This window comes from Corallococcus sp. EGB (genome assembly GCF_019968905.1).
In the GTDB taxonomy this organism is placed as follows: domain Bacteria; phylum Myxococcota; class Myxococcia; order Myxococcales; family Myxococcaceae; genus Corallococcus.
Genome location: NZ_CP079946.1, coordinates 5,101,146 through 5,119,105, shown reverse-complemented (window position 1 = coordinate 5,119,105; position 17,960 = coordinate 5,101,146). Strand labels below are relative to the sequence as shown.

The 17,960-nt window shown below is 71.5% G+C and carries 12 protein-coding genes and 2 tRNA genes; 7 read left to right on the top strand and 7 right to left on the bottom strand.

All coding sequences use genetic code 11. The features are described 5' to 3' along the window. Nucleotides 1-173: 173 nt before the first annotated feature. The 3 genes from KYK13_RS21180 to KYK13_RS21170 form a co-directional block, all read right to left on the bottom strand. On the bottom strand, nt 174-1,898 hold the full coding sequence (locus KYK13_RS21180) for a two-component system response regulator (protein ID WP_223632134.1): 1,725 nt from the start codon (nt 1,896-1,898) through the stop codon (nt 174-176). A 26-nt stretch (nt 1,899-1,924) separates the two neighbouring features. Continuing rightward, the gene (locus KYK13_RS21175) at nt 1,925-2,881 is read right to left on the bottom strand and encodes a diguanylate cyclase (protein ID WP_223632132.1); all 957 of its coding nucleotides are present in this window, start codon (nt 2,879-2,881) and stop codon (nt 1,925-1,927) included. A gap of 563 nt (nt 2,882-3,444) precedes the next feature. Further along, nucleotides 3,445-4,191 (bottom strand): lipopolysaccharide assembly protein LapB, encoded by a 747-nt coding sequence (locus KYK13_RS21170; protein ID WP_223632130.1) that lies wholly within the window; start codon nt 4,189-4,191, stop codon nt 3,445-3,447. 99 nt (nt 4,192-4,290) lie between these two features. Between KYK13_RS21170 and KYK13_RS21165 the strand changes: the two genes are divergently transcribed. The 5 genes from KYK13_RS21165 to KYK13_RS21145 all read left to right on the top strand — a co-directional run bounded on the left by KYK13_RS21165 (nt 4,291) and on the right by KYK13_RS21145 (nt 7,125). Beyond that, nucleotides 4,291-4,376 (top strand) — tRNA-Leu (locus KYK13_RS21165). A 92-nt stretch (nt 4,377-4,468) separates the two neighbouring features. Beyond that, nucleotides 4,469-5,134 carry a response regulator gene (locus KYK13_RS21160; RefSeq protein ID WP_223632128.1) on the top strand — a complete coding sequence of 222 codons (666 nt, stop codon included), beginning with the start codon at nt 4,469-4,471 and terminating at the stop codon, nt 5,132-5,134. 15 nt (nt 5,135-5,149) lie between these two features. Further along, nucleotides 5,150-6,529: an RsmB/NOP family class I SAM-dependent RNA methyltransferase gene (locus KYK13_RS21155; RefSeq protein ID WP_223632126.1), complete on the top strand. Its 1,380-nt coding sequence runs from the start codon at nt 5,150-5,152 to the stop codon at nt 6,527-6,529. A gap of 60 nt (nt 6,530-6,589) precedes the next feature. Beyond that, a complete protein-coding gene (locus tag KYK13_RS21150; protein ID WP_223632124.1) occupies nt 6,590-6,988 on the top strand; it encodes a hypothetical protein in 399 nt (132 codons plus the stop codon). A 64-nt stretch (nt 6,989-7,052) separates the two neighbouring features. Next, nucleotides 7,053-7,125 (top strand) — tRNA-Ala (locus tag KYK13_RS21145). Nucleotides 7,126-7,220: 95 nt separating this feature from the next. Here KYK13_RS21145 and KYK13_RS21140 read toward each other — a convergent pair. After that, entirely contained in the window at nt 7,221-11,015 is a 3,795-nt protein-coding gene (locus KYK13_RS21140) for an ATP-binding protein (protein WP_223632116.1), read from the bottom strand. A 169-nt stretch (nt 11,016-11,184) separates the two neighbouring features. Continuing rightward, a complete protein-coding gene (locus KYK13_RS21135) occupies nt 11,185-12,105 on the bottom strand; it encodes a class I fructose-bisphosphate aldolase (protein WP_223632114.1) in 921 nt (306 codons plus the stop codon). 232 nt (nt 12,106-12,337) lie between these two features. On the opposite strand from KYK13_RS21135, the gene KYK13_RS21130 reads away from it, so the two are divergent. Continuing rightward, on the top strand, nt 12,338-14,137 hold the full coding sequence (locus KYK13_RS21130; protein ID WP_223632112.1) for a TolC family protein: 1,800 nt from the start codon (nt 12,338-12,340) through the stop codon (nt 14,135-14,137). A gap of 66 nt (nt 14,138-14,203) precedes the next feature. After that, on the top strand, nt 14,204-14,839 hold the full coding sequence (locus KYK13_RS21125; protein ID WP_223632110.1) for a phospholipid-binding protein MlaC: 636 nt from the start codon (nt 14,204-14,206) through the stop codon (nt 14,837-14,839). 94 nt (nt 14,840-14,933) lie between these two features. On the opposite strand, the gene KYK13_RS21120 is transcribed toward KYK13_RS21125, so the two are convergent. Next, nucleotides 14,934-16,112 carry an N-acetyltransferase gene (locus KYK13_RS21120; protein ID WP_223632108.1) on the bottom strand — a complete coding sequence of 393 codons (1,179 nt, stop codon included), beginning with the start codon at nt 16,110-16,112 and terminating at the stop codon, nt 14,934-14,936. A 9-nt stretch (nt 16,113-16,121) separates the two neighbouring features. Then, nucleotides 16,122-17,681, bottom strand: coding sequence for an aminotransferase class I/II-fold pyridoxal phosphate-dependent enzyme (locus KYK13_RS21115; protein WP_223632106.1), 1,560 nt, complete (start codon nt 17,679-17,681; stop codon nt 16,122-16,124). Between the last annotated feature and the right edge of the window lie 279 nt (nt 17,682-17,960).

Below are 17,960 nucleotides of genomic sequence, written 5' to 3'. Positions count from 1 at the left end.
TGAGTGAACAAGGGATATCGGCGGGTGAAGTGTGGGTGGCCACCCTGTGCATCGGGTGGATACCCCGCGCCCCCGGCGAGACTCCATGACGGACGCGGCTCCTGCTCGTGCGTGTGCGCGTCGTCGAACAGGTCGGCGAACTGATCGCACGACACGCGCTTCAGCCGACGGTGTCAGGACGCAAAGCGGTCTTCGCCAAAGGTCTCGACGACCGCGGGCCGGATGACGGCGAGCGGGTCCGGCACGCGGCCGGTGAGCTGGCAGAGGAGGCGGTCCGGGTTCACCGGCTTGGGCAGGAAGGCCTCCGCGCCCGCGTCGAGCGCGCGCTGACGCACGTGTGGACGGTTGAGGCCGCTCATCACCAGCACGCGCGTGTCGCGGGTGAGCGGGTGCTGCTTGAGGCCTTCACACAGCCGCAGGCCGTCCACCCAGTGCAGCACGACGTCCAGGAGGATGGCGGTGGGCGGACGGCGCGCCACCGCGCAGAACAGCGCCAGCTCGTCCGCGAAGGACACCACGCGCGCGCCGGTGCTCTCCAGGAGCAGCGTGAGCGCCTCGCGCGTGTCCGCGTCGTCGTCCACCACGTAGTACAGATCCGGCTCCACCTCCGGCACCAGCGTGGGCACGGGCTCGATGGGCGTGCGCAGCCATGAACCCACGACCTCGCGCACGCCGGACCAGCGCGCCGCGGACAGCAGGCCGAGCGGAGTGGGACCGCTCAGGCCCAGCACGCCGCCGCCGTACACCCCCCCCACTGAGTGCTTCGCCCGCGCCGCGACGAACGCCGCCGGGGCCCGCTTGCCCGCGCGGCGCAGCCAGGCGATGGAGCGCGCTCCCGCCGCCGCGTCCTCCATCAGCTCGCCCAGCCCGTCGCGCACGTAGCGCCGCTCCAGCGAGGCCGCGTCCAGCCCGCCATCCAGCAGCGCGACCGCGGCGCGGCTGCACGACGCCAGCGTCTCCGACAGGCCCACCTGCAGCGGGTGGCCGAAGGCCGCGGGCCCCACCACCAACTGCCCGGGCGCCACCAGCGTGCGGCCGGGGCCGAAGGGCAGGCGCGTCGTCTCCAGCGCCGTCACCTCGAAGCCCTCCTCGAGCATGCCGTCGCGCGCGGCCATCATCAGCACCTGGCACAGGTCCGCGGGCGTCACCGCCGCGCCGAAAGCCAGCGCGTACACGGACGACGCGCCCGGAATCAGGAACAGCGCATCCACCGAAGGCAACGGCGCCACCCACAGCCGCGCCACCGGCGCCAGGTCCCGGCCGGGCATCACGCCCCGCAGCCGCGCCTGCACCGCCGGCATGGACGGCGCCGGCTTGCAGCCCTTGAAGAACGCGTCCCCCAGGAGCGGCCCCGCGCCGGACGCCAGCGCCACCGCGTGGAAGCGCTCGCCGCTGCCCTGCGCGCGGACGACCAGGGGGCCCTGGTTGCGCACCGCCGCGGGGGCGTCCGGAGCCGGCGCCTGCCGCTCCACGCGCTCCACGTGGCGGTTCACGAACCGGGCGCCCTGCGCGCTGGCCGCCGTGGACAGCACGTGGCGCACCAGGTCCAGGCCCCCTTCGCCCTTGGGCCAGCCGTCCACCACCCAGAGGCCGCCCGCCGCGCAGGGCAGCAGCTCCCGCTCGCCCTGGGAGATGATCTCCACGCCGCGCAGCTCATGCGCGCGCCACTCCGGAGGAATGCGGCAGCCCAGCGCCGCCAGACGTGAACGGCACTCCGGGGTGAGCAGGGCAGGGGGCACGATGCGCTCCTCGGTGCCGCCCGCGTAGACGCGCACGTCCAGGGCCACGCCCCGCGCGCGGCCGTTGAAGAGAAGGGAGGCCGCGAGCCCCGCCCCGGCGATGCCCCCGCCGACGATCGCCACCCTCGAACCACTCGTCAGCTTGCTGATCCCGCTCATCGCGCGCCCTCGTTCCCTTCCCGCCGTCAGTGCCGCTGTGCCGCGGGGGCGTGGAGCGACCGGCCGTACACCACCACCCGGTCGCGCCCCTCCCGCTTGGCCTCGTAGAGCGCGGCGTCAGCCGCCTTCAGCAAGGCCTCCGTGCTCTCGCGCGGGGCGTCGGCCGTGTGGTCCGCGACGCCCACGCTGATGCTCAACCCGAAGGGCGCCGGGCGCCCGTCATCGCGCTGCACGTTCACGCCGCGCAGCTCCGAGCGCAGGCGCTCCGCGAACACCGCGGCCTCCATCGACGTCTGGTGCGGCAGGAGCACGACGAACTCGTCGCCGCCGAAGCGCGCCGCGAAGTCGGACTCGCGCAGGTTGCCCTGCATCAGCGTGGCGAGGGCCAGGATGGCGCGGTTGCCCACGTCGTGGCCCATGCCGTCGTTGATGGCCTTCAGGTGGTCCAGGTCGATGACCACCACGCTCAGCGCGTAGCCGTAGCGCTGGGCGCGCTTGAACTCGTCCTCCAGCCGCACCGACAGCGCCCGGAAGTTCGCCAGCCCCGTGAGCGCGTCCGTCTGCGCCAGCACCTGGAGCTTGCGCTGCTGCTCGCTCTGGCGCACCGCGCGGTCGATGCGGGCGAGCAGCTCGCGCGAGCTCGCCGGCTTGTGGATGAAGTCCACGGCGCCCATCTCCAGGCATCGCTCCAGGGTCGCCTCGTCCGCGTCCCCCGTGAGGAAGATGACCGGCACCGTCTCCGTGCGCACGTCACCCTGGAGCGTCTCCAGGACCGCCAGCCCATCCCCCGAGGGCAGGAAGCGATCCAGCAGCACCAGGTCCGGGCGGTGCTCGCGCGCCAGCTCCACGCCGGCGTCCGCGTCCGAAGCGGCGAGCACGTCGAAGCGCGGAGCGAGCAGGTCCATCAGGCCTTCGCGCACGCCGATGTCGTCCTCGATGATGAGCAGGAGCGCGCGCTCACTGCTGCGGCCGTGCCGTTCCATGAACTGGTTTGCTCCGCTCGCTTGTCTCGAAATGGCAGGCCGAAAGTCTCGGGCGCCACGCCCTTCGAGGTGCTCTCCACGCCCTTGCGCCCCACGCGCACCCGCCGTCGCCCGGTCCTGCAAGCACCCACCCACCCATCCAACCTTCACCCGAGACCTCCGGCTGCCAAGCCCGTCCGCCTCCGCGGGGGCTTTGGGAGTCTTCGGCCCCGGTCGCCCGCGTGTCCCTGCCCGGGAGCAAGCGCTGTGCCCCGCGCTTCACACGCGAGACGGCCTCTTTTCAGGGGGTTGCATGGGGGCTGGCGAAACAGCCAACAAGGCGGCCGGAAGACGTTGCAGCGTGGGCGCAGCACGCACGGTAGGAATTGCCGGGCGCACGCCGCTCCGGGAGCCTGCGTCCGGAGCAGGTGGGGGCCGCTGATCCGTTGGAAACTCCCCGGAAGCGCGCGCTCGAGGCGGCGCCATCAACGGGGTTCGGAGCGCCGCGAAAGCGTCCGCGGCGGGCGGGGAAGGGGGACGCGGGCGCCGTTGCGGTGGCGCCAGGCCGTCAGTCCCCCGGGACTTCAGCGCCGGTGGGTGAACTGCACGCGACGGCCGCCACCCATGGGCGGCATCACCGGCGGCGCCTCCAGACCGAACTGCCACCAGAGCGGCTCGTAGGGCTTCATCTTCAGGCGCTTGTCGTTCTGCAGCTGGGCGAGGCTGCCCTTGAGCTTCTCGTCGGAGGGGTTCTGCTCCACGCCGCGCGCGAGCACGCGCTGGGCCCCGTCCTTGTCCTTCAGCTGCAAGAGGCACCACGCGTACGCGGCCCAGACGATGGATTCCTTCTTGCCGCTCTTCGCCGCGGCCTCGAAGGAGGCCTTCATGGCGGGCACGTCGTTGCGGCGGAAGTGCAGGGCGCCTTCCATGGCCTTGGCCATGTAGTTGCGGCCGCTGGCCTTCTCCAGGTGGGGCTTCGCGCCGTCCAGGTCCTTCACCATGTACTTCAGCATCCCGATCTGCGCGTGGATCTCCGGCCCGATGAGGAACTGCCACTTGTCCCAGACGAGCCCCTGCTCCAGCGTCTTGACCGCCCGGTCCACGCGCCCCTGGGCCTCCTTCTGGTTGGCGGGCTGGCCCTGGAGATCATTCTGCACCGTCGTCATCAGCGCCTGGACCCGGGTGGAGACCCGGCGGGCGAGCAGGATGTAGGCAGCGAAGAAGACGATGGTGCCGGGGACGATGCCGGCCCACCAGGAGAAGCCGCCGGCGAGCTTCACCAGCACGCCGACCGCCAGCCCGACGGCCAGGGAGATGAGGAGGTTGTACATGGGCTGCCCCTTTAGCGGTGTGCGTGGACCACCGCAATCTTCGGATGCACACGGACCGAAGGCGCGATATACGTTCGGCCGCCTCGTTCACACCCAAGGGGCCCTCTGTCGAAATTGGTAGACGAGGCGGACTCAAAATCCGCTGCGGCTGACCCCGCGTCCCGGTTCGAGTCCGGGGAGGGCCATCTTCGAAACGCAGACCCGGTGCCCGCGATGCCGTCTGTCCGGGCCGCCCGAACGTGAAAGCGCTCCCCTGTCCCCCGCGCTGGAAGACGCGATGAAGGTCCTGCTCGTCGAGGATGACCCAAGCCTCCGGGAGGGGATGAGCGAGCTGGTCGCCGAGCTGGCGGATGTGCAGGCGGTGGGCACCCTCGACGAAGCGCTGCGCGTCCTGGCGGTGGAGCGCTTCGAGCTGGTGATGACCGACATGCGCATCGCCGGAGGGCACGCGGACGGCCGGGGCGTCCTGGAGGCCGCGCGCCGTCGCCGGCTCCCGGTGGCCATCGTCAGCGCCTCCGGTCCGGACGAGGTCGCCCAGGTCCTGCACCCCTCGGAGCCGGACGCGCTGCTGATCAAGCCGTTCCAGGTCGAAGACATCATGGAGCTGACGGAGCGCTTCCTCGCCCTCAAGCGCCAGGGGGTCGCCGCGGCCGGGGAGCCCCTGGCCGAGGATTCCCCGGAGTGGACTGAACAATCACCCGGCGTGAGGTGCGCGGGTGTGGCTCCGGACAGCGCCCGGACGTGGGTGCGCCTGGAGCCCGCCGCGGTCTTCCCCTGGAACCGTTCCCAGTGCGGCCATGGCGTCCTCCTGATGGAGGGGGACCTGGAACTGGACGGCGAGCGCTATGCCGCGCCGTGCTACCTCTTCTTGTCCCAGGGGGCATCGCCCCAGGTGACGACGCGGGCCGGCGCGCTGGCCGTGTGCGTGCCGCTGCGCGGCTAGGCGACGAGGTCATCCGTGGACATTCCCCTCTGGCCCACGCCGCATGAGCCGTCACGTCTGGGCCGTCCGTCCCGGCGCGCGGCCACCGCGGCGCTGGAGACGCACGTCGCCGTCCTCAAGGGCGAGCCGCTGAAGGCCGCGCTCGCCACCGCGCTGCGGGAGGCGGAAGGGCTGGGCGGACAGGAGCGGCGCTTCGCGGCGCTGGCGGCGCGCGAGCTGTCCCGGCACCAGCGGTTGTTGGACCTGGCGGCGCGGCAGCTGGGGCACTCGCCCGGGAAGCACACGCTCTCCGAGGACCAGGCGCTGGTGCGCTACACGCTCTGGCGGCGCCTGTTCTGCGGCGAGGGCTGGGGGCGCATCGGGCCGGAGGTGAAGCTGCCCGGCCCCGTGCGGCCCCGCACGCTGCATGACGCGGTGCTGGAGGGGCTGGTGACGAAGCCCCTCGCGGAAGGAGCTCCGGTGGAGGGCGCGGAGGCCGTCGTCGAGCGGCTGGCCACCCGGTACTCGTTCCCGGGCTGGCTGTCGCAGCGGCTGGCGCAGGTGTATCCGGAAGGAACGCTCGCGGGGCTGATGGCGTCCTTGGATGAAGAGCCCGCGCTGCACTTCCGCGCGCGGCCTCCGGGGACGCGCGACGCGGTGCTCGCGGCGCTGGGGGAGGAGGGCGTGGCGGCGGAGGCGGTGGCGTGCGCGCCGGACGCGCTGCGCGTCGCGGACTCCAGCCACCGCATCTTCGAGTCGCGGACGATGAAGGCCCGGCGGCTCCAGGTGCAGGACGTGGGCAGCCAGCTCATCGTCCTCGCGTGCCTGCCGCCCGGGGCGACCCTGGACGGGCTCACCGTGGCGGACGTGTGCGCGGGGGCTGGCGGCAAGACGCTGGGGCTCGCGGACCTGGTGGGCGCGAAGGGGAAGGTGCTCGCGGGGGACCGCTCCAAGCGGCGGCTCGCGGACGCGCGCGACCGGGTGCGCGAGTTCGGCCTGAGGCAGGTGGCGTTCCCGCATCCGGTGCCGCTGGGAGCGGTGGACGTCGTGCTGGTGGACGCGCCGTGCAGCGGCACGGGCTCCCTGGCGCGCGAGCCGGATCAGAAGTGGAAGCTCTCCGCGAAGGCCATCTCCGAGTTCCAGGCCACGCAGTCCGCGCTGCTCGCGGAGGTGGCCGCGCAGGTGAAGCCCGGGGCGCGCATCATCTACGCCACGTGCTCCGTGCTGCCGGAGGAGAACGACGCGGTGGTGGAGGGCTTCCTCAAGAAGCACCCGGGCTTCGCGCTGGAGCCGGTGGGGGAGGGGTGGCCCGCGGAGCTCCAGGCGGCGGTGGAGGGGCCCTACCTGCGCGCCCTCCCGCCTCGGGTCCCCGGCGGGGGCTTCTTCGCCGCCCGGCTGGTCCGCAAGGCGGGTTGACAGTCGCCGAGCCGCCACGTTACGCACGAACGACCTTCTCCCGTCCCGAGGGTGACAGCCGTGGCTGCAGATCCGAAGCAGACCGAAGTGATGCGGCAGATCAACGAGGCCTTCCAGGCGGCCGAGGCCAAGCTGGCCAAGCTGCGCGAGGCCGTCGAACGCAACACGGAGCTGGCGCGGGCCAACGGCAAGGCGGCCTTCCTCAAGGACAAGAAGGAGCAGACCCACCGCGAGCTGGGCGAGGCCGTCTGGCAGGCCGTCCAGGCGGGCCGCCTGGAGCTGCCTCCCAACTTCGGCCGGTTGCTCCAGAACATCGCGGCGGCGGAGAAGGCGGCGGCGGACCATGCCGCGTCCCTCACCGACCTGCTCCGGGAAGGAGAAGAGGTGGCGGACCGTTTGAAGGTAAAAACCGTCGCGAAGCCGCAAAAAGTTGTGGCGTCCGGGACGAAGAAGCCGTAGAAGTCGCGCCGCCTCACGGCACGGACCGCTCCCCACGGCGGGCCGGGCAGCACGCAGCAGAGAAGGGGCTATAGCTCAGCTGGGAGAGCGCTTGAATGGCATTCAAGAGGTCACCGGTTCGATCCCGGTTAGCTCCACACTGAATTGAGAGAGGCCCGCGGGAGAAATCCCGCGGGCCTTTCGCTTTTCCGGCCCCCGCCAGGTGCCGCCTCCGGGCGCGGTGCTCCACCCGCTACGGGAGCGCCGGGGCGCCGCGAGGCAGCCGCACGGTGAAGGTGGTCCCCGCCTCCTCGGTGGACTCCACGGCGATGGTGCCCCCGTGGGCCGCCACCAGCTGCTTCACGATGTAGAGCCCCAGGCCGATGCTCCGGCTGCTGGTGTCCACCTCGCCGCTGGCGCGCTGCAGGGGCTGGAAGAGGCGGCCCATCCGCTCCGGGGGGATGGGGGTGCCCGCGTTGTGGATGGACAGCGTCACGGCGTCGTCCTCGCCGTGGGTCTCCACGAGGACGGCGGTCTCCCGGGGGCTGTACCTCAGCGCGTTGGTCACCAGGTTCTGGGCCAGCTGCCCCAGCCGGTCCGGATCCCAGTCGCCCAGGCCGCTGCCACTGCGGCGCCGGTGGATCTCCCGGTCCGGGTGCGTGGCTTCAATCTCCTCCAGCACGCCGTCCACGACTTCGTGCACGTCCGACGCGCGGCGCTGGATGCGCAGCCCGCCGCCCAGGCGCGCCTGGGTGAAGTCCAGCAGGTCGCGGATCATCCGGTGGGCCCGCTCCGCGGCGGACTGGATGCGGCTGACGGCCTTGGTGCTGCGCTCGTCCAGCTCCTCGCGGCGCATCAGGCTGGCGGCGCCCAGGAGGATGGCGCTCACGGGGTTGCGCAGGTCGTGGCTCACGATGCCGATGAGCTGCTGCTCGAAGTCCGCGCGCTGCTGCTGCTGGGCCTGGGCCTGACGCAGCTCGTGGACGTCCATGGACGTGCCCACCCACTTGAGCACCCGGCCCTCCGCGTCCTTGACGGACAGGGCGCGCACCAGGTGCCAGCGGTACAGGCCGTCCCGGTAGCGCACCCGGTGCTCGGCCTGGAGGCGCTCGCCGCCGGCCAGCGCCTCCGCCCATGCCTTGGCGCTGGCGGGCAGGTCGTCGGGGTGGATGACGTGCCGGTAGCCCCGTCCCAGCAGGGCCTCCGCGCTCACGCCGGTCTGCTCCGTCAGCACGCCGTTCACGTAGGTCACCGCGCCGTCCGGTGCGGTGACGAAGACGGCCTCCGGCAGCGCCTCCGCGAGCGTTCGGAACTCCTCCTCGCTGCGCCGCAGGAGGGCCTCTGCTTCCTTGCGCTGGGTGACGTCCTGCATGGCGCCCACCATGCGCAGCGCCGTGCCGGAGGCATCACGCACCACCCAGCCCCGATCCTCGACCAGGGCGTAGGTGCCGTCGTGCCTGCGGAAGCGGTACTCGGCGCGCCAGTCGCTGCCGCCGGGCGTCTCGGCGATGGCGTGGAGGCTGTCCACCGCCCGCGCGCGGTCCTCCGGGTGGACGGCGTCCGTCCACCACTCCAGCCCGGGGGGCACCGTGCCGACCGGGTAGCCGAAGAGGGTGTGGATGCCCTCGCTCCAGGTCAGTTGCTGGGTGCGCAGGTCCAGGTCCCAGACGGCGTCCTTCGTCGCGCGGGTGGCCAGCCGGTAGCGCGTCTCCGACAGCTTCAGGGCCTGGAGCAGCTCCTCGCGCTGGGCGCGGGCCCGCGCGGAGTTCACCGTCCCCTCCAGGCGGGCCACCAGCTCGCGCACGCCGAAGGGCTTCACCAGGTAGTCGTCCGCGCCGGCGGCGAGCCCCTCCACCTTCGCCTCCTCACCGGCGCGCGCGGACAGGAGGATGACGGGGACGTGGGCCGTGCGCGGATCCGCCTTCAGCTCGCGCAGGAGTCCAAAGCCGTCCAGGCACGGCATCATCACGTCCGTCAGCACCACGTCCGGTGGAGTGTTCCGTGCCGCCTCCAGCGCGGCGAGGCCGTCCGCCACCGCCGTCACCGCGAAGCGGCCCTCCAGCGACCGCCGCACGTAGTCGCGCATGTCCGCGTTGTCGTCCGCCAGCAGCACGTGCCCCCGCACGATGCCCGGGGGCGCCTCCGGGACGGGCACCGGCGCGGGCGCGGCGTACACCCCGTCCCCCAGCCACTGCGCCGCCTCCTGGACGAAGACCTCCGGGTTCGGGGCATGGACTGCGTCGCGCGAGGGGGGCCTCAGCTGATCCGGTGGCAGGTGCGCCGTTCCCGTGGGCAGCGAGACCGTGAAGGTGCTGCCCTGATCCACGACGCTCTCCACGGAGACGCGGCCCCCGTGCAGCTCCACCAGCTCCCGAACGAGCGCCAGCCCCACGCCGCTGCCCTCATGGCTGCGCCCGCGCGCGCCCTCCACCCGGTGGAAGCGATCGAAGACGCGGGGCAGCTCGTGGGCGGGGATGCCGGTGCCCGTGTCGCTGACGGACAGCTCGGCCCGGTCCGTGCGCTCGCGCAGGCGGACGGTGAGGGTGCCGCGGAAGGTGAACTTGAAGGCGTTGGACAGGAGGTTGAGGACGATCTTCTCCCAGAGATCGCGGTCCACCCACACGGGGGTGGGCAGGGGAGGGCAGTCCACGTGGAGCCGCAGCCCCGCCTTCGTCGCCAGCGAGTCGAACGCGCTCGCGAGCCCCGCGGTGAGCGGCCCCAGGTCGGTGGGCTCGAAGATGGCGCGCATGCGGCCCGCCTCCAGCCGGCTGAAGTCGAGCAGGCTGTTCACCAGCTTGAGCAGCCGCTGGCTGTTGCGCTGCACGAGCAGCAGCCGCTCTCGGTGCCCGGGATCCAGCGGGTGCTGCGGATCCGCGAGCACGTCGCCCAGCGGCCCCAGCATCAGCGTCAGCGGCGTGCGGAACTCGTGGCTGACGTTGGAGAAGAACGCCGTCTTCGCCCGGTCCAGCTCCGCCAGGGCGTCCGCGCGCCGCTGGGCCTCCTCGTACGCGCGGGCCCCGGCGATGGCGGCCCCCAGCCCGCCCGCGACCAGCTCCAGGAACGACCGGTACGAGGCGTCGATTGGCAGCCGGGGCGACATGCCCAGCACCAGCATCCCCGGCGGCGTCGCCCCGCCCGCGGCTGTCATCGACAGGACGAGCGCGGAAGCAGGCTGCGGCACGCCGTCGCGTAAGGGGAGCGGGCCGAAGCGGCCCCCGGGCCCATGGAGCAGCTCCGCGCGGCCGGAGCGGGCCACCTGCGCCAGGGGCCAGGGCGAGGCCACGTCGGAGCCCAGGTCCACCCGCGCGGGGCAGAAGGCGCAGTCCCCCTCCAGCCCCATGCGCCCCTCCAACCGGGCCTCCGTGCCGTCCGCATTGAGGCGGTAGAGCAGCGCGAACGGGATGTCCGCGGGGTTGCTGGCGAGCGCCTCCATGGCGCGGGTGCAGGCGTCGTCGACGCGGAGGCTCCCACCCGCGAGGGACGCCACCTCGTGCAGCGTCCGGAGGCGGCGCGCGTCCAGCACCTGGCTGGTGGTCTCCACCACCGTGTCGAGCACGCCGTTGACCGCCCCGGACTCGTCGCGGATGGGGCTGTAGGAGAAGGTGAAGTAGGTCTCCTCCAGGAAGCCGTTGCGCTCGACGAAGAGGCGCTGGTTCTCCGCCATGATGGCGCGGCCCTCGCGGCGGACCTGCTCCACCCACGGGCCGATCTCGTCCCAGACCTCCGCCCAGACCACGTGCCCGGGCCTCCCCAGGGCAGCGGGGTGCTTGCCGCCCAGGATGTTCCGATAGGCGTCGTTGTAGAGCTTCACCGCCTGCGGGCCCCAGAACACCATCATGGGAAAGCCCGACGTGAGGCACACGCTGGCGATGGTGCGCAGGGACTGCGGCCAGGCGGACACCGGGCCGAGCGGCGTCTTCGACCAGTCCAAGGCCCGCATCCGCGTGCCCATCTCGCCGCCCCCGGCGAGCACCTCGCGGGCCACGCGGTCGGCGTCATCCCCCGCGTTCGCGTCGCCTCCGCCGGGCGTCCTGGAGCCTTCAATCATCCCCGTTGCGTAACCGAGGCACGGCACCCGGACCAGCGAGGGGGAGGGGGCTGGCGGCCGGTCCGGGGGCTGGCTGGCCGCCCGCGTCCAGCCGGAAACGGACGCGGCGTGACGCGCTCCCGAAAAAGCCGGGCAGGGCGCCACGCCGCGAGTGACGACGCTGCGGACGCTACTTGCCCGCGAAGATGTTCATCACGTCCTTGAGCAGCTTGAGGGACTCGCCGTGCGGACGCTGGAACGCGTTGCGGCCCATGATGGAGCCGAAGCCGCCACCCTGGTGGATCTGCTTGATGTCCTCGAGGAGGGCGGACGTCTCCTTCGCCTCGCCGCCGGAGAAGATGACGATGCGCTTGCCGTTGAACGCGGAGCGCACCACCTCGCGCACGCGGTCCGCGAGCGTCTTGGTGGGGATGTTCGCCTTCTCGAAGGCCTTCTTCGCCTCCGCCTGCTCCAGGTGGTCCGTGGGCGGCTTCACCTTGATGATGTGCGCGCCCAGCTGCGCGCTGATCTGCGCCGCGTACGCCACCACGTCGATGGCCGTCTCACCTTCCTTGGACAGCGCGCCGCGCGGGTAGGCCCACAGCACCGTGGGCAGGCCGTAGGACTTGGCCTCCGCGATGATGTCGCGCAGGTCCTCGTACTGCTCGTTGCGCGCCGCGGAGCCCGGGTAGATGGTGTAGCCCACCGCCGCGCAGCCCAGGCGCACCGCGTCCTTCACGGACGACGTCACCGCGGACATGGGCGCGGCCGTCTTCGCCAGCGTGTCGGAGTTGTTCACCTTCAAGATGAGGGGAATCTCACCCGCGAGCTTGCCCGCGACGGCCTCCAGGAAGCCCAGCGGCGCCGCGTACGCGTTGCAGCCGGACTCGATGGCCAGCTGCGCGTGGTAGTCCGGATCATACCCGGCGGGGTTCGGACCGAAGGAGCGCGCGGGGCCGTGCTCGAAGCCCTGATCCACCGGGAGGATGACCAGCTTGCCCGTGCCGGCGAGCGTGCCGTGGTTCAAGAGGCGCGCCAGGTTCGTCAGCGTGCCGGGGTTGTCGGAGGGGTACCAGGAGAGGATCTGCTTGACGCGGTCGGTGTAGGCCATGGGTTTTCCTTGGAGAAAGGCGTCGAAACCGGCGCGGGATTCTGCGGTCCCTGCCCGCGCCTACCAAGCTTTGTCTGAACGGAATGTCGGCGACTGTCACGCCCCCTACGCGCCCTCCCGCGCAAGGCGACTGGACGGAAGCGGACACCTGGAACGGCGGGAATCCGCACAGAAATGCTGCACCGTCGCGGGCTTCCGGATATGCCCGGCCGCACACGAGGCGGACCACAGCATGGGCAGAGAAGTCGGCAGGGTCATCGCAGTGGCAATGGTGCTCACCGCGGGCGTGTCAGGCGCGCAGATCGCGCCCACGCCGGCTCCCTCGAACGCTCCGGGAACAGGGGCGCCGGGGACCGCGGCTCCTTCGCCCGGGAACCTATCCCCGGGCACCGTGCCCACTCCCTCGCCGGGCACCACACCCGCCCCGGGCCCCGCGGGCACCGGGTCGTCCGCGGCCAATCCCACCCCGGGGACCCGGCCGCCCCTGCCCAATCCGGCCGCCGTGAACCCCGCGCCTGCCTCCGAGCCGGGCAACGCCGCCCAGGGCGCCACGACCAGCGCGCCCAGGCCTCCGGCCGCCACCCCGGGCGCGAAGGAGCTGGGCACGTCGTCCATCTCCCCCGGCTCGGGCGACGGCGCGCGGGGCGACGTCACCCCCGGCATCCCCCGGGGCGCCCCGGAGGAGGCCCGTGCCCCGGGCATCGCCGAGGGCGCGAAGGCCCCGCGCGGGCCCATCACCCTGGCCCAGCTGGTGACCCGGGCGCGCACCCAGGACGCGCGCGTGGCGGAGGCCACCGCGGAGCTGCGCAAGTTCCAGGCCCTCTATGATCAGGCCCGCTGGGCCTGGTTCCCCAAGTTCGAGATCACCCTGGGCGGCGGCGGCCCCGTCCCCGAGGCGCGCAACAACGGCCTGGGCGGACCGCCCACCACGAAGGCGTCGCTGGAGGGCGACTGGAACTTCGGCCACGTGGGCGTGACGGTGTTCTCCACGGGCAACGCGGTGCTGCCGCTGTACACCTTCGGCAAGCTCTCCGCGTTGGAGAAGGCCGGCGAGCAGGGCCCCAAGGTGGGTGCGGCGCTGCGCGAGCGGGCGCGCGCGGAGGTCGGCTTCCAGGCCGCCCAGGCGTACTACGGCTACCAGCTGGCCCGGTCGGGCCTGAAGCAGATGGAGGACGTGTCCAAGCGCCTCAAGGACGCGGGCGACAAGATCGACGCGCTGCTCAAGCAGGACTCGGATCAGGTCTCCAAGCTGGACACGTACAAGCTGGCCTACTTCCGCCAGCTGGTGGAGTCCCAGCGCGCCACCGCCCTGCAGGGCGAGCAGTTCGCGCTCACCGCCATCCAGCTCCTCGCCGGCGCGGATCCGAACGAGCCGGTGGAGGTGGTGGAGGAGGACCTGCCGCTCCAGGACGAGCTGAAGGTCCCCGACCTGGAGACCGCGCTGCGGCAGGCCAACGAGCGCCGCCCGGAGCTGAAGGCCATCGCCGCGGGCATCATCGCGCGCGAGCAGGAGGTCATCATCCGCGAGCGCAGCTACTACCCGGACCTGGCGCTCGCGGGCTATTACGACTACCGCTGGACGAGCAGCGCCACGCGCCAGCGCAGCCCGTTCGCCTACGATCCCTACAATGACCGCACCGCGGGGCTGGGCCTGGTGGTGCGCGGCACCTTCGACATCCCCATCAAGGACGCGCAGCTGGAGCAGGCCCGCGCGGAGCTGGACAAGCTGCATGCGCAGGAGGTGACGCTCAAGGCCGGCATCCGGCTGGAGGTCACCCAGGTGCAGGGCCAGCTCGCCGCGGCCTACGCGCGCGCCCAGTCCTTCACGGAGGCGGAGAAGAACGCGAAGCGCTGGGCCACCGCGGCCTACGCCGCCTTCGACCTGGGCACCGGCGACACGCGTGAGCTGGTGGACGCCTTCACCGCGCTGGCCCAGGCCTCCGCGGAGCGGAGCCGGAGCTGGCACGACGTGCGTGTAGGACTTGCGTCACTCGCCCGCGTCACCGGTGCCGTCCCCGGGGCGGATGAATAACCCTTCCAGGCTGCCAGTCCTCACAGGTGTCGTCACACCTGAACTTCAACCCGGAGCTTCATCACTATGATTGCTTCCCTGCTTGCCGCCACGCTGCTCGCCGCCGCTCCCGTGAGTCCGCTCAACGTGGTGAAGAACGGCAACGCCGCCGTGCAGAAGGCGGCCAATGCCCCCGGCGCCACCGTGCAGTCCCTGGCCACCGTCGTGGAGTCCTTCGTGGACTTCGAGGAGCTCGCCAAGCGCGCCCTGGGTGAGAAGGCCTGGGCGGGCCTCACCGCGGCCCAGCGCAAGGAGTTCACCGAGACCATGACGGGCCTCTTGCGCGCCTCGTACGCCCAGAAGGCCATTGGCCAGGCGAAGGCGGACGTGCAGTACGGCAAGGAGAGCATCCAGGGGAACGAGGCCACGGTCGACACGAAGCTCACCGTGAAGAAGGACCAGGTCCCCGTGGACTACAAGCTCTTCAAGTCGCCGGCCAAGGGCGAGTGGCGCATCTACGACGTCGTCACGGACGAGGTCTCGCTCGTGGACACGTACAGCGGCCAGTTCAAGAAGATCCTCTCCACCAAGGGCTTTGACGGCCTGCTGTCCACGCTCAAGGCCAAGCGCGCCCAGCTGGAGAAGGAGAACGCCAACACCAGCGCGGCCTCCGTGAACGAGTCCGCCGCCGGCTCCACGGGCGCCGCGCCGCAGGCGAAGTAGGGGAGCGCCGGGCAGGGCGCCCTCCGACAGCTTCACGCCGTTGCTTCTTTCCGCCCGGGGCCAGCACGCGCCCGGGCGGAGGCGTATCAGGACCTCAGACGGGCCGCTGGTACACGCGGTACGTCTTGGAGCGCTGGCCGCCCATGGACTCGATGGCGCGGTTGACCAGGTGGTTGTCCTCCAGCGTCCAGGAGATCTCCCCGCCCGAGTACCCCAGCTCCTTCGCGGTGCGCAGGGTGTCCAGGTAGAGGACGGCGTCCAGGCCGCGGCGCCGGTAGCCCTCCTTGATGCCCAGGGTGATCAGGCGCAGCCGCTTGAGCTTGCGCGACGCCAGCACCAGCTTCACCAGGCCAATGGGCAGGCCGAAGGTGGTGAGCCGCCCGTTGGCCGCCTTGAAGGCCTCGTTGGCGTCCGGCAGCGTCATGGAGAAGGCCACGGGCTCGCCCTTCACCTCCGCGATGAGCAGCAGCTCCGGACGCACGATGGCCTTCATCTCCTTGGCCATGTGGTCGAACTCGCGGTCCGTGAAGGGGATGAAGCCCCAGTTCTTCTCCCAGGCCGCGTTGTAGATCTCCTTGATGCGCGCGACCTCGGCGGGGAAGTCCTTCAGGTTCACCGCGCGCACGGTGATGCCCTCGCGGTGCCGGATCTTCTCCGCGATGCGCGCCACCTTCTCCGGCGGCGGCGCGGACGAGGACAGCTCCCAGGCCCACAGGTCCTTCGCCTTGGTGAACCCGCAGGTCTGCAGCAGGTCCGCGTAGTACGCCGGGTTGTACGGCATCATCAGCGCGGGCGGGCTGTCGTAGCCCTCCACCAGCAGGCCCCAGTCCTGGTTGGAGGAGAAGTTGGCCGGCCCCAGCACGGTGTCGATGCCGCGCGCCTTCAGCCACGCGCTGGCCGCGTCCAACAGGCCCCGCGCCACGCCCGCGTCGTTCACGCACTCGAAGAGGCCGAAGAAGCCCTCCTTGGTGCCGTGGAACTCCATGTGGCGCGGGTTCTTGATGGCCGCCACCCGGCCCACCACGTCCTGCCCGCGGCGCGCGAGGAACAGCTCCACCTCCGCGTAGTCGAAGAAGGGGTTCTTCTTCGGGTCCAGGAAGTCGCGGCGCTCCATCTCCAGCGGCGGCACCCAGTTCGGGTCGTCACGGTAGAGCGTGTACGGCAGCCGGATGAACGCCGTCCGGTCCGCCGCGCCGCGCACAGGGGTCACCTGCACGTCGGAGGGCATGGAGGAGGTCGGTGAGGATGCTTCGTGCTGGGCGGGGTGGGCCATGGGTGGGGCTCAGTTCCTTTCGGCCTGGTTGCCGTCGGAACCGGAACCGTCGCTGCCGTTGCGCATGAAGAGCTGGGCGCCCTTCTCCAGGAGCACGCCGCCCAGCTCGCTGCGCTTCTCCCACAGCTTGCGGGGCGCTCCGCCCAGCCGCCGCAGGTCCTCCGGCTGCAGGTTCGCCGCGCGCCAGGTGAGCTGCTCCACCGCGTCGAAGAACTTCCCGGCCATCTCGCGCGAGGACATCCGCGACAGCTGCTCCAGGGAGAAGCCCTTGTCCGCGAGCAGGCCGGCGCTGCCCGCCGCCCACGTCTCGCTCGCCCTGTTGCTGCGCACCGCGCTGCCCGGCCGGGCGATCTTCACCGGCTCGTACACCGTGGGGCGCGTCTCCGGGATGACGTTGAGCTTGCGGCCGATCTTCTCGAAGGTGTCCAGCACCTGGTCCAGCTGCGCGTCCGTGTGCGTGGCCATGTAGCTGGTGCGGATCAGCGCGTGGCCCGCCTCCACCGCCGGCGGAATCACGGGGTTGGCGAACACGCCCGCCTCGTGCAGCGCGCGCCAGAAGCGGAAGCACTTCACCTGGTCGCCGATGTGCACCGGCACCACCGGCGTCACCGACACGCCCGTGTCGAAGCCCATGGCGCGGAAGCCGTTGTGCATCTTCTCCGCGATGTCCAGCAGGCGCGCACGGCGCTGCGGCTCCGCCTCGATGATCTCCGTCGCCTTCAGCGCCGCCGCGATGGACGCGGGCGTCATGGACGCGGAGAAGATGACCGAGCGCGCCTTGTGCCGGATGTAGTTGATGACCTCGAAGGGGCCCGCGAGCACGCCGCCCAGCGACGCGAAGCTCTTGGAGAACGTGCCCATCACCAGGTCCACGTCCTTCTCCAGGCCGAAGTACTCGGAGGTGCCCCGGCCCAGCTCGCCCAGGACGCCCATGGCGTGGGCGTCATCCGTCATCACGCGGGCGTTGTACTGCTTCGCCAGCTCCACGATGCGGGGCAGGTTGCAGATGTCGCCCTCCATGGAGAACACGCCGTCCGTGACGATGATCTTCCCGGCGCCCGGCTCCGCCGCGGCCAGCAGCTGCTCCAGGTGCTCCATGTCGTTGTGGCGGAACTTGCGCTCCGTCGCGAAGGACAGGCGCACGCCGTCCACCAGCGAGGCGTGGTTCGCGCGGTCGCTGAAGACGATGTCGTGACGGCCCAGGATGGACGCCAGCGCCAGGTTCGTCTGGAACCCGGTGGAGATGACGATGGCCGCCTCGCGGTTGAGGAACTTCGCCAGCCGCGCCTCCAGCTCTTCATGGAGCGCCAGCGTGCCGTTGAGCAGGCGCGACCCGGAGCACGTGGTGCCAAAGCGCTCGGTGGCCTTGATGGCCGCTTCCTTCACCCGCGGATCCGCAGACAGGCCCAGGTAGTTGTTCGAGCCCACCATGATGACCCGCCGCCCCTCGATCTCCACCTCGGTGGCGCCGTGCGACGCCTCGATGGCCCGGAAGTACGGGTACAGGCCCGTGGCCTTGGCGATGCGGTAGTCCTTCCAGGTACGGCACTTGTCGAACACGTCGCTCATGGTGGTCTTTCTTACGCGTCGGAGGGTGTGATCCGAGCCGCTATTCCATGTGCAGGGCGCGTTCCAGGTTCGGATTGCCCGGCCGCGTGAACACCCAGGGGGACGACGCGTGGGGGTCAATAAAGAGGGAAATCCACACTGTCAAGGCGGGGACGGTTCCATCGCAGGCCGTGTGGGGCATCCGTGTCATGGCGCGCCTTGACACGGATGGTGCATCGGTGGCACGCCGCGCCACCGAGCCTGCGTTCGCCAGTGGATGCTCCTGCATCCTGCGCACAC

Coding starts and splice junctions, on each gene's coding strand:
- KYK13_RS21135 (WP_223632114.1), bottom strand. CDS start 12,105: ATGGCCTACACCGACCGCGTCAAGCAGATCCTCTCCTGGTACCCCTCC.
- KYK13_RS21175 (WP_223632132.1), bottom strand. CDS start 2,881: ATGGAACGGCACGGCCGCAGCAGTGAGCGCGCGCTCCTGCTCATCATC.
- KYK13_RS21120 (WP_223632108.1), bottom strand. CDS start 16,112: ATGGCCCACCCCGCCCAGCACGAAGCATCCTCACCGACCTCCTCCATG.
- KYK13_RS21140 (WP_223632116.1), bottom strand. CDS start 11,015: ATGATTGAAGGCTCCAGGACGCCCGGCGGAGGCGACGCGAACGCGGGG.
- KYK13_RS21170 (WP_223632130.1), bottom strand. CDS start 4,191: ATGTACAACCTCCTCATCTCCCTGGCCGTCGGGCTGGCGGTCGGCGTG.
- KYK13_RS21130 (WP_223632112.1), top strand. CDS start 12,338: ATGGGCAGAGAAGTCGGCAGGGTCATCGCAGTGGCAATGGTGCTCACC.
- KYK13_RS21160 (WP_223632128.1), top strand. CDS start 4,469: ATGAAGGTCCTGCTCGTCGAGGATGACCCAAGCCTCCGGGAGGGGATG.
- KYK13_RS21180 (WP_223632134.1), bottom strand. CDS start 1,898: ATGAGCGGGATCAGCAAGCTGACGAGTGGTTCGAGGGTGGCGATCGTC.
- KYK13_RS21125 (WP_223632110.1), top strand. CDS start 14,204: ATGATTGCTTCCCTGCTTGCCGCCACGCTGCTCGCCGCCGCTCCCGTG.
- KYK13_RS21115 (WP_223632106.1), bottom strand. CDS start 17,681: ATGAGCGACGTGTTCGACAAGTGCCGTACCTGGAAGGACTACCGCATC.